Source organism: Microbacterium sp. NPDC080005 (assembly GCF_040702445.1).
In the GTDB taxonomy this organism is placed as follows: domain Bacteria; phylum Actinomycetota; class Actinomycetes; order Actinomycetales; family Microbacteriaceae; genus Microbacterium; species Microbacterium oleivorans_D.
In genome coordinates, this window is sequence record NZ_JBFBLD010000002.1 from 276,370 (window position 1) to 285,935 (window position 9,566).

At 69.9% G+C, this 9,566-nt stretch carries 6 protein-coding genes; 4 read left to right on the forward strand and 2 right to left on the reverse strand.

The features are described 5' to 3' along the window. Positions 1-2: 2 nt before the first annotated feature. The gene (locus AB0259_RS08230) at positions 3-1,025 is read right to left on the reverse strand and encodes a LacI family DNA-binding transcriptional regulator (protein ID WP_251578129.1); all 1,023 of its coding nucleotides are present in this window, start codon (positions 1,023-1,025) and stop codon (positions 3-5) included. Positions 1,026-1,176: 151 nt separating this feature from the next. On the opposite strand from AB0259_RS08230, the gene AB0259_RS08235 reads away from it, so the two are divergent. From AB0259_RS08235 to AB0259_RS08250, 4 genes are read left to right on the forward strand one after another with little or no spacing between them, the layout of a single operon-like run. After that, on the forward strand, positions 1,177-2,466 hold the full coding sequence (locus tag AB0259_RS08235) for an extracellular solute-binding protein (protein WP_366222401.1): 1,290 nt from the start codon (positions 1,177-1,179) through the stop codon (positions 2,464-2,466). A gap of 2 nt (positions 2,467-2,468) precedes the next feature. Next, positions 2,469-3,482, forward strand: coding sequence for a sugar ABC transporter permease (locus tag AB0259_RS08240; protein ID WP_366222399.1), 1,014 nt, complete (start codon positions 2,469-2,471; stop codon positions 3,480-3,482). An 8-nt stretch (positions 3,483-3,490) separates the two neighbouring features. Continuing rightward, on the forward strand, positions 3,491-4,366 hold the full coding sequence (locus AB0259_RS08245) for a carbohydrate ABC transporter permease (RefSeq protein WP_251578987.1): 876 nt from the start codon (positions 3,491-3,493) through the stop codon (positions 4,364-4,366). Between the two features lies 1 nt (position 4,367). Then, a complete protein-coding gene (locus AB0259_RS08250; protein ID WP_366222397.1) occupies positions 4,368-6,659 on the forward strand; it encodes a glycoside hydrolase family 3 N-terminal domain-containing protein in 2,292 nt (763 codons plus the stop codon). Positions 6,660-6,714: 55 nt separating this feature from the next. Here AB0259_RS08250 and AB0259_RS08255 read toward each other — a convergent pair whose 3' ends face one another. Then, positions 6,715-9,459, reverse strand: a complete 2,745-nt coding sequence (locus tag AB0259_RS08255) for an alpha/beta hydrolase-fold protein (RefSeq protein WP_366222396.1) — start codon at positions 9,457-9,459, stop codon at positions 6,715-6,717. Between the last annotated feature and the right edge of the window lie 107 nt (positions 9,460-9,566).

Here is a 9,566-nt window from a genome sequence, read left to right on the forward strand (position 1 = left end):
CGCTATCGGGAACCACTCTGAGCGTGCTGTGAGGGCGGCGCCGTCGTCGCGCGCGGCACGAGCGCCGTCGGCAGCCGCAGGTGCGTCGCCGCCGGGGTGGCCCCACCCATGAGCTCGAGCAGCATCGTGACCGCTTCCGCACCGAGGCGCTGCATGGGCTGGCGCACCGTGGTGAGCGCCGGCTCCGACTGCGACGCGTCGGGGACGTCGTCGAAGCCGATGACCGAGAGGTCGTCCGGCACCGACAGGCCGTGTTCGTGCGCGACGCGGATGACGGTCAGCGCCGACACGTCGTTGGCGGCGAACACCGCGGTCGGCCGGTCGGCGCGACGCAGGAGGCGTGTCGCGGCTTCGCGCGAGATGTCCTCCACGTACTCCCCGACCCCCACCAGGGTCGGATCGAAGGGGATGCGGGCGTCCTCGAGCGCGCGGCGGTACCCGCCCTCGCGCAGCATCGACGACCGCAGGTCCGGGCGGCCCGCGACGAACCCGATGCGCCGATGGCCGAGAGAGAGGAGGTAGGCGACCGCGTGACGGGCGCCCGCGAAGCTGTCGGATTCGACGGTGGGGAGGTCGGCAGGTCCGGTGTGGGGGTCGATCGCCACCACCGGCACCTCCGCGCTCACGTTGACGACGGTCGGCGTCACCATGATCACGCCGTCGACGAGCGTCCCGCTCAGCCGGCTGAGCGATCGCCGTTCCCACCCCTGGCTCGACACCTGCCGCGACCCGCTGTACGCGAGCAGGTCGAGACGCGAATCGCGCAGCGCCGCCCCGACGCCCTTCAGAACCTCCGCCGAGAAGGGCTCGAAGTCCGCGACGAGCACGCCGACGACCCCCGTCCGACGTGCGCGCATGCTGCTCGCCACGAGGCTCGACTCATAGCCGAGCTCCTCGACGGCACCCAGCACGCGCTGCACCGTCGCCGGCGCGACACCGTAGCGACCGTTGACGGCTTTCGAGACCGTGGCGACCGACACACCGGCCGCCGCGGCGACATCGTGGATGGTGGTGCGCCTGCGCATGCCTCGAAGCGTAGCCCCATGGAAAACATTTTCGAAAACGTTTGACGCCGACCACAACAATTCCGACACTGGAGCAAGCCCGGCACGCACCGCCGGGACCACCCGCACCTCGACGACCGAGCGTGCACTCAATGAGGAGATTGGTGATCACATGAGGACCAGACGGTTCGCAGTGGGACTCGCGGCCTTCGCGGCGGCGACCCTCGCGCTCAGCGCGTGTTCGGCAGGCAACGGCGGCGCCGGCGGGGGCGGCGACGTCGAGATGACGCTGTGGCAGAACTCGACCACCGGCCCGGGGCAGCAGTTCTGGAAGGACGCGATCGCCGCCTTCGAGGCCGAGAACGAGGGCGTCACGATCACGATGCAGTCCGTCCAGAACGAGGACATGGACGGCAAGCTCCAGACCGCGCTGAACGCGGGCGACCCGCCCGACATCTTCCTGCAGCGCGGCGGCGGCAAGATGACCGCGATGGTGAACGCCGGCCAGCTGATGGACCTCACCGACCTCATCTCGGACGACGTCCGCAGCGAGGTGTCGGAGGGCTCCTTCGCCGCGGAGACCTATCAGGACAAGGTGTGGGCGATGCCCCTCTCGGTCCTGCCGGGCGGCTTCTTCTACAGCCAGGACGCCTTCGACGCGGCCGGCATCGCCGAGAACCCCAGCACCATCGACGACCTCAAGACCGCAGTGGAGGACCTGAAGGGCACCGGGATCGCCCCGATCGCCCTCGGCGCCAAGGATGCCTGGCCCGCCGCCCACTGGTACTACTTCTTCGCCCTGCGCGAGTGCAGCCCGCAGGTGATCGAGGAGACCGGCGACTCGAAAGACTTCAGCGACGAGTGCTGGACGCGCGCCGCCCAGGACCTCACGGACTTCGCCGCCATCCAGCCGTTCAACGAGGGCTTCCTCACCACCCCCGCCCAGCAGGGCGCCGGCAGCTCGGCGGGCCTCATCGCCAACCGCAAGGCCGCGATGGAGCTCATGGGCGCGTGGGACCCGGGCGTGATCGCATCGCTCACCCCGGACGAGAAGCCCCTCCCCGACCTCGCCTGGTTCCCCTTCCCCGAGATCTCGGGCGGTGACGGCGAGCCCGGCTCGATGATGGGCGGCGTCGACGGCTACTCGTGCGCCGCGCAGGCGCCGAAGGAGTGCGCCGACTTCCTCAACTTCATCGCCGGCTCCGAGCAGCAGACGAAGTACTACGAGGCCTTCCAGTCGCCGCCGGTCAACTCGGTCGCGCAGGAGGCGGTCGAGGAGCCGTACCTGCAGCAGATCCTCGAGGCGTACAACAGCGCCCCGTTCGTCTCGCAGTGGCTCGACACGGTGCTCGGCCAGAACGTGGGCAACGCGCTGAACGTCGCGGTCGTCGACATGCTCGCGGGCAACAGCGACCCCGAGAAGTTCATCGCCGCCGTCAACGCCGCAGGCGCCCAGGGCTGAGCATGACCGTTCGCGAGATGTCCGTCTCGGACACCCCTGCTCTCGCGGCGCACGCCGGGGGCGGCGACTCGTCGCCCCCGGCACGGCCGCGGTTCCGCCGCCGGCGGGGCCTCGGCTGGTCGGGGCGCCTCGAGGTGCTCCTGCTCGCCGGGCCCGCCGTCGTCTTCTTCGTCGGGTTCGTGATCCTGCCGGTGCTGATGGCCGCGTACTACGGCTTCTTCCGCTGGTCCGGGTTCGGGCCCGCCACCGAGTTCGTCGGGCTGAAGAACTACATCACGATCTTCAGCGACCCGAACTTCCAGAGCGCGCTGCTGCACAACGCCTTCATCGTCGTCATGTCGATCGTCCTGCAGGGCCCGATCGCGATCCTGCTGGCGCTGCTCCTCAACCGCAAGATGCGGGGACAGTCCGTCATCCGGGTCCTCATCTTCGTGCCGTACGTGATCGCCGAGGTCGTCGTCGGCGCCGGGTTCAGCCTGCTGCTGTCGACCAACGGCGCCGCCAACGGGATGCTCGAGAAGCTCGGGCTCGGCGGGCTCGCGCAGGACTGGCTCGCCGACCCGGCGATCGCCATCTGGACCCTCATGGCGATCCTCACGTGGAAGTACGTCGGCTTCGCCGTCATCCTCTTCCTCGCCGGGCTCCAGGGCATCCCCGAGGAGCTCTACGAGGCGGCCGCGATCGACGGCGCGTCGTACTGGCAGATCCAGCGCCGCATCGCGCTGCCGCTGCTGGCGCCGACGCTACGCATCTGGGCGTTCCTGTCGGTCATCGGTGCCCTGCAGCTGTTCGACCTCGTGTACATCATCTGGGGGCAGTACGTCTCGTCCGTCGCCGGCACCAACACGATGGCGATCTACATGGTCGTCACCGGCCGCAACGCCGGGAACTTCGGCTACGGCAACGCGGTCGCCGTCGTGATCTTCGTCATCTCGCTCATCGTCGCGCTCTTCTATCAGCGCTTCGTGCTCCGCCGCGACACGGCAGGGGCGATCACAGAGAGGGGTGTGCAGTGAGCGCCACCATGACCCTCGTCACGGCACCGCCCGTCGACACCCGCCCGCGGCGCGCGCCGAAGAAGGCACTGCCGTGGGGCTCCCCCGTCGTCTACTTCGTCGCCCTCGTCGTCATCGCCCTCATGCTCGGGCCGGTGATCTACATCATCCTGGGCGGCTTCCGATCGAACTCCGCGATCACGGTCGACCCGGCGGGCTTCCCCGACCCGTGGAACGTCGAGAACTACGTCGGCGTGATCACGAGCGGTCAGTTCTGGGGCCAGGTCGGCAACTCGACCACGGTCGCCCTGGCCACGACGATCGGCGCGGTCGCGCTCGGGCTCGCCGCGAGCTACGTCATCGCGCGCTACAGCTTCCGCGGCCGCGGCGCGCTCTACGCGCTGTTCGCCTCGGGGCTCATGTTCCCCATCACGGTCGCGATCACCCCGCTGTACATCGTGATCCGATCGCTCGGGCTCATGAACTCGTTGCCGGGGATCATCCTCCCGCAGATCGCGTTCGCGCTCCCGACGACGATCATCATCCTGGTGCCGTTCCTGCGTGCGATCCCCGACGAGATCCAGGAGGCGGCGTCGATCGACGGATGCAGCCGACTCGGGTTCTTCTGGCGGATGGTGCTGCCGTTGGCCGTCCCGGGCGTGATCACCGTCGGCATCCTCGCCTTCATCGGCAGCTGGAACGCGTATCTGCTGCCGCTGTTCATCCTCAACAACGAGGCCTCGTTCACGCTCCCGCTGGGCGTGCAGGCGTTCTCGTCGCAGTACTCCGTCGACACGGCGCGCGTGCTGGCGTTCACCTCGCTCTCGATGCTCCCGGCACTGCTGTTCTTCAGCCTGTTCGAGCGGCGCATCGTCGGCGGCCTCACCGGAGCCGTGAAGGGCTGACATGACGGACACGACCGGGCGCGCTTCGGCGCGCGTGCGCGAGCTGCTGGCGCAGATGACCCTCGAGGAGAAGGCGGCGCAGCTCGTCGGCTACTGGGTCGACCAGGGCGGCGAGGTCGTCGCCCCGTTGGCCGACGAGATGGTGACGACGACCAGGTACGCGGATGCCACGACCCACGGCCTCGGCCACCTCACCCGGGTCTACGGCACGCGCCCCGTCGATCCGGTCGAGCGGGCCGCGTGGCTGTGGCGGGAGCAGCGGCGCCTGCAGACCGAGACACGTCTCGGCATCCCCGCGATCGTCCACGAGGAGTGCCTGACCGGCCTTGCGGCATGGCAGGCGGCGACCTACCCCACCCCGCTGGCGTGGGGAGCCTCGTTCGACCCCGATCTCGTGGCCGACATGGCCGTCGCGATCGGCGAGTCGATGCGGGAGCTCGGCGTGCACCAGGGCCTCGCCCCCGTCCTCGACGTCATCCGCGACCCCCGGTGGGGACGTGTCGACGAGTGCATCGGCGAGGATCCGTACCTCGTGGGCTCGATCGGGACGGCGTACGTCCGCGGACTGCAGTCGACCGGGGTGGATGCCACGCTGAAGCACTTCGTCGGGTACTCGGGCTCGCAGTCCGGCCGCAATCACGCGCCGGTCCACGCGGGCCCCCGTGAGATCGCGGACGTCTTCCTGCCGCCGTTCGAGATGGCGCTGCGCGACGGCGGCGCGCGGTCGGTGATGAACAGCTACGCCGAGATCGACGGCGTCCCGGTGGGGGCGAACCCGCACTACCTGGACGAGGTCCTGCGCGGCCGACTGGGCTTCGAGGGGCCGGTCGTGGCGGACTACTTCTCGGTCGCCTTCCTCCACTCGACGCACGGCGTCGCCGCCGACCTCGGAGAGGCGGCCGAACTCGCGCTGCGGGCGGGCATCGACGTCGAGCTGCCGACCCTCGACGCCTTCGCCGGTCCGCTGCTCGAGCGGATCCGCTCGGGGGTCGCCCCGGAGGGGATCCTGGACCGCGCCGTGCTTCGCGTGCTCGCGCAGAAGGAACGACTCGGCCTGCTGGACGAGGACTTCACACAGCCGCCCACGAGCATCGACCTCGACGACCTCCGGCACCGCGACCTCGCACGGCGACTCGCCGCCGAGTCCGCGGTCCTCCTCTCCAACGACGGCACCCTCCCGGCCACGGCGCCCGCGCGGATCGCGGTCCTCGGCCCGAACGCCGACTCGTCCGAGGCGCTGATGGGCTGCTATTCGTTCGTCAACCACGTCCTCGCCCACCACCCGGGAACGCCCGCGGGCATCGAGATCCCGACCGTTCTCGACGCCCTGCGCGCCGAGTATCCGGCCGCCGAGATCGAGGCGGTCCGTGGCTGCGACGTCGAGGGCGACGACGAGACCGGCATCGCGGAGGCCGTGGCCGCGGCATCCCGCGCCGACCTCGCGATCGTGGTGGTCGGCGACCGCGCGGGCCTGTTCGGCCGCGGCACCGTGGGCGAGGGCAACGACGTCGACGACCTGGAACTGCCCGGCGTGCAGCGCCGCCTCGTGGAGGAGGTCGTGGAATCGGGCACGCCGGTCGTCGTGCTCATCCTGTCGGGGCGTCCGTACGCGATCGGGTGGGCGCTGGACGGCGCCGGGCGCCCGGCATCCGTCGTGCAGTCCTTCTTCCCGGGCGAAGAGGGAGCGGACGCGCTCGCGGGGATCGTCTCGGGCCGCATCACCCCCTCGGGCAGGCTGCCCGTCTCGCTCCCCCGCTCGGCCGGTGCGCAGCCGTTCACCTACCTGCACCCGCGGCTCGGCGGGGCGAGCGACATCACCAGCGCGGACCCGACGCCGGTGCGACCGTTCGGCTTCGGCCTGACCTACACGACGTTCGCGTACGAGGACCTGCGCGTCGCCTCGCACGCCGGAACCGGCGACGGCGTCACGGCGACCGTGACGGTGCGCAACACCGGAGCGGTCGCCGCGACCGACGTCGTGCAGCTGTACGGCCACGACGTCGTGGGGACGACGACCCGGCCGGTGGCGCAGCTGCTCGCGTACCAGCGTGTGCCGCTGGGGCCGGGCGAGACGGCGATCGTGGAGTTCCGCGTGCCGCCGACGCGACTCGCCTACACCGGCCGGGACGGCGTCCGCGCGGTGGAACCGGGCCGAGTGGACCTGTGGGTCGGGCCCTCCAGCGCCGAACGCCGGGCGACCGCATCGGTCGAGTTCACCGGCGAGGCGTACGCGGTCGGACCGGACGACGCGCGACTCGCGACGGCATCCGTCCTCGAGGCCGCCACGCTCTGATCCGCACGCGCGACGACGCCCTCCCCGAGAATCGAGGAGGGCGTCGTCGTGTGCGTCAGTTGAGGACGAACGTGTACGAGGCGGTGTTGCCCGCCACGTCGTGCACGATCATCTCGTTCTCCCCGGCGACGGCCCCGAACTGTCCAGGACGGATGCCGTTGACGTCGGACCAGCGGTTGTTCGTCAGGTCCTTGGAGACGCCGTTGATGACCACCTTGTCGACTCCCACCGCGTCGTACAGCTTGTAGCTGACGACGTCCCAGGTGTCGTCGGCACCCGCGACCGAGTCCGCCTTGGTGGTGGCCGTCGGCGCGTCGACGTCGACCGTGAACGCGAACGTCCCGGTCTTCGAGACGTTCCCGGCGGTGTCGCGGGCGTTGTACTTGACGGTGTAGTCACCCGAGGCGAGCTCGACCGTGGCCGTGTGAGTGCCGCGCTCGGCGCCGCCCACCGCGGTCTGCGTGCTCTTCACGAGCGTCGAGCCGCGGTACACGTTCGCCACGATCCGGTCGAGTCCGCCGACGTCGGCGGCGTCGACCCGCAGCTCCACCTGGCGGAACGGTCCGGCGCCCGTCGGCGACACCAGGGTCGCCTCGGGGCGGACGGTGTCGGCCGGCAGCGACTGGAACAGGCGCGGGGCGAAGTCGATCAGGTTCTGCTGCCACACATCCCAGCCGTGCGGACCGACCGTGACCCCGTTGAACTCGTAGTCGATACCGAGTTCGTCGAGCACCGGCAGCGAGTTCACAACGGCACCGTAGGTGAAGTCCGTGATGTCGCCGGTGTAGAGGCGGTACAGCTCCGTGCCCTCGTTGATCGCGTCGACGTCGACCCCGGCGGTGCCGCCGAAGCCGGCGGCGAAGGTGCCGATCCACGCGAACTCGCCCGGGTGCGCCTTCAGCATCCCGACGGTGCGGGCACCGCCGGCAGAGAGCCCGGCGAGCGCACGCTTGTCGGGATTGGCGCTGACGTTGTACGCGTCCTCGACGGCGGGGACGACGTTCTCGCGGATCTCCCGGTTGTAGTCGCTCACGTTGCCGTTGGGCATGACCACGACCATGTCCTCGAGGTCACCGTCCCGTGACAGGTTGTCGAGGATCTGGCGCGCGCGCCCCATCTCGACCCAGTCGGTCCAGCTCTGCCCACCACCGTGGTTGAGGACGAACATCGGGTACGGCTCGGCGCGGTCGGCGTCGTAGCCCGCCGGCGTCCAGACGTAGGCGCTCCGCTCCTGGTTCGCCACCGCGCTCGGGTAGGTGAGCACGTCGAGGTCGCCGCCCTCCCCCGCGGGCACATCGGCCAGCAGTCGAGACCCCTCGCCGGGGACGAGGAAGGTGCTCCACGCCGGCTCCGAGGTGACCTTGGTCGGGTTGGAGGCGTCTTTCACCGACTGCCGGTCGACGATGAACCGGTAGTGGTAGAACTTCTCCTCCAGCGGCCCGACGGTCGCCCGCCAGCGGTCGCCGACCTTGTTCATCTCGACGCGCAGCCAGCTGCCGCCGGGAGCCCAGTTGGCCCACACCGACACGTAGTCGGCATCGGCGAACTCCGTCGTCGTCTCGAAGGTCACGAAACCCTCGTCGTCCTGTAAGGGCGTCGGGGTCGTGCCCGCTGCGGGCGGCTCGAAGCGCTCGGTGAGGGCGGTGTGACCCTCACTCATCCCGGCGTCCCCGCCGGCGCCGCCGAACAGCCGCGGTGCGAAGTCGCGGAGGTTCTCCTGCCAGGCGTTCCAGTTGTGCCCCGCGTCGGGGTTGACGCCGTCGAACTGATAGTCGAGGCCCAGCTCGTCGAAGGCCTTCAGCGAGTCGTGGACGTCGTTGTAGGCGATGTCCGTCTTGTTCCCGACGTAGACGCGGAACAGGTCCGTCCGGTTGTTCATCTTCTTCACCGGGATGTCGTCGAGCTCGCCGAATCGTCCGGCTCCGAACGTACCGATCGCGGAGAACTCGCCCGGGTGCTCGCTGAACACCTCGAACGCCTGACCGCCTCCCATCGAGAGGCCCGCCAGCGCGCGCTTCTTGGCACTCGGTGACACGTTGTAGGCGTCCTCGACGGCCGGCACGATGTTCTCGAGCAGCTCCTCGGAGAAGTCGGAGACGTTGCCGTCGCCCATGACGACGAGCATGTCGGCGAGATCGCCCTCCAGCCAGAGGTTGTCGAGGATCTGCTCGGCGCGACCCACTTCGACCCAGTCCCGGTCGCCCTGTCCGCCGCCGTGCTGCAGGTACAGGACCGGAAGCTTCTTGCCCTTCGCCTTGTACGTCGGGGGCACCCAGACCAGGGCCTCGCGCTCCTCGTCGGCAACGGCGCTCTCATAGGTCAGCGTCTCGATCGTGCCGGCCTCCTCGGCAGGCTCCGCCAGCCACTCGGCTGACTCGCCGGGGATGAAGAAGGTGCTCCACTCGGGCTCGGACGTGACCGCGGTCGGATTGGAGCCGTCCTTGAACACCTTCGAGTCGTCGCCGGTCACCTGGTAGTAGTACAGACCCGGTTCGAACGGACCGTAGGTGGCGGTCCAGTTGGCACCGCTGCGCTGCAGCCCGATCTGCGCCCAGTTGTGGCTGGGGCCAAAGTTGCCCTCGACCACCACCTGGGACACGGCGCCGATCTCCTGCTGCACGGCGGCGTCGGGGACGGCGATGCGCAGATAGCCGTCGTCCTGGACCGTGATCCAGGCGTCGGCGGCGACCGCCGGTGACGCAGCGACGACGCCGGTCAGCGCCAACGCACCGCCGGCGACCATCGCCGTGATGCGTTCTCCGAGCCGGCGCGATCGCCGACTCCGGGATGTGATCTCCATCGATACTCCATCTCATCGTGGTGGCCGCGCGCGTCCGACACCTAGGGAGTGGCAGCGCGGAGGACGGCCCTGGGGATGCGGATCCACGGCGTCAGGTCAAAATTTAC